1 protein-coding gene is annotated in these 1,794 nt (G+C 47.4%); it reads right to left on the bottom strand.

Translation table 11 applies throughout. The features are described 5' to 3' along the window. Positions 1 to 39: 39 nt before the first annotated feature. Positions 40 to 1,689: a dipeptidase gene (locus tag JX312_RS13085; RefSeq protein WP_204458362.1), complete on the bottom strand. Its 1,650-nt coding sequence runs from the start codon at positions 1,687 to 1,689 to the stop codon at positions 40 to 42. Positions 1,690 to 1,794 lie beyond the last annotated feature (105 nt).

The following is a 1,794-nucleotide window of genomic DNA, read 5'->3' as shown; positions in this document are numbered from 1 at the left end:
CGAAATCCCATTGTTATATTTGCCTGATAAGAATATGTTTTATTCTTTTGGTACGAGGAAATGCTTCCCGTTTTCTTTGACAATGTTTTCGTAATATTTCTTGTCGTATCCGGGGAAAGAGGGGTAGAGGGGTAGACCGTATTCGCTTTTCTGGAAACTGCCGTCGGCGTCAGTCTTTTTCATATTGCCGTCCATGTATTTTACGAAAAGGTATATTGCAAGGTCCCGATAGTCGTCTGTTGCCTCTTTTGCAACCGCTGCGCCCTCATCGTTGACAGACTTGGTGTATGCAGCCATGTCACCGTTATTTACCATTGCGGCAAGTTCTTTATCGCGCGAGTCACGTGAGTCGCGGAATTTGTCCTCAAGTTTGTTCTGCACTTTACGTATGTCGGGAATCATCTGGTCGTAACGGTTATAAGCCTGGTTGGCAACTATGTTTGTCATCCAGAAATTCGATTTGGGATCGAATGTGTTTATGTCACCGTGTTCAAGCTCAGCCGGAATCTCAGTCATGCCGCAATAGAAAGGCATATAAACTGAAGTGTTTGTGTCGTCAGTGCCGAACCATAAGATTCCTCCTACAGGGTCCGGAAGCCAGTCGCGGCTTTGGCTCACAAAGCTCCAGCCTGTTTGCTGTGTGGCTATGGCTCGCTCCATGCAATATGTGTTGCCGTCAACTTCATAATCCATGGGACGCCAGCGGTAAGGCACGTGATATGGTCCTGCGCCTATATCGTTTGTCATATCGAAAGGAGTGCCCTCGAAATGATCTCGCATGCTCCATTTCATATCTTTGACACTAACTTTTTTCTCCGGAACAACATATAGCGGCATGGGTTCATCGCTCATGCCGGCACACCATGCATAATATCTGTCGGTTTCAGGAGCGAAACGGCGGAAATAGCTCCATACGCGGGCATCGCATCCGCGTCGGGTGGAGGCTGTGTGGTTCTCGTATGCATCGGCAAACGAGAAATCTTCATCCTTGCCGTTGAAATAACCGCGCTTGCGAGCGAAAGAGATAACGTCTTTGGAGTATTTGACATTCTTCTTGTCTTTCAGGTCAACTTTACGTATGCGGGGTTCGTTGGCATGTCCGGAGATTGCATTGTCAGGGATGCGTACGGCAATCCAGACGGCACCTTTTTCCGCCCCCTTGCCTATCATTTCCATAACCCACACTTCGTTTTTATCGGCTATTGAGAAAGATTCACCGCTTGAGGCATAACCGTATTTATTAACGATGTCTCCCATGAAATCAACTGCCTCACGAGCGGTCTTGCATCTTTCGAGAGCGATCTGGATAAGCGAGCCGTAGTCAATAATTGACTGACCGGTAGTGTCCACAAGTTCCTTGTGTCCTCCCCATGTCGATTCTCCGATTGCCAGCTGGTGTTCGTTCATGTTTCCGACCACATTGTATGTCTGTGCCGGCTGGGGTATTTCTCCGAGCGGTTTGCCTGTATCCCATTCCACAACCTTCCGCATTGTCCCTTTCGGGTGTCTGGCGGCAGGAGTGTGAGTGAGCATACCGTAGAGGTTATGGGAGTCTGCTGCATATGTAACCATTACAGAGCCGTCTGTCGTGGCTCCTTTTGCCGCTATGAGATTGGTGCAGGCTTCGGAGGAGTTGGCTCCAAGCCACATCATCGCCGCGGCGAGCGGTAGGGTATAAATCCGTTTCATGTATAAATGTTCTTGAGTATTTTTACTGTTAAGTAAGTATTGAAAATTAGTTTATAATAAGTAAATGCTGTGCTTATTTAAATTTTGAATCTTTTGGATGCTTTC

The sequence above is a fragment of the Barnesiella sp. CU968 genome, assembly GCF_905219685.1.
Lineage (GTDB): Bacteria > Bacteroidota > Bacteroidia > Bacteroidales > Muribaculaceae > Lepagella > Lepagella muris_A.
The sequence above is the reverse complement of the archived record's forward strand: the minus strand, read 5'-3'. Positions and strand labels throughout refer to the sequence as shown.

Excerpts from the sequence above, each read along its gene's own strand:
- JX312_RS13085 (WP_204458362.1), bottom strand. The coding sequence starts at position 1,689 with ATGAAACGGATTTATACCCTACCGCTCGCCGCGGCGATGATGTGGCTT.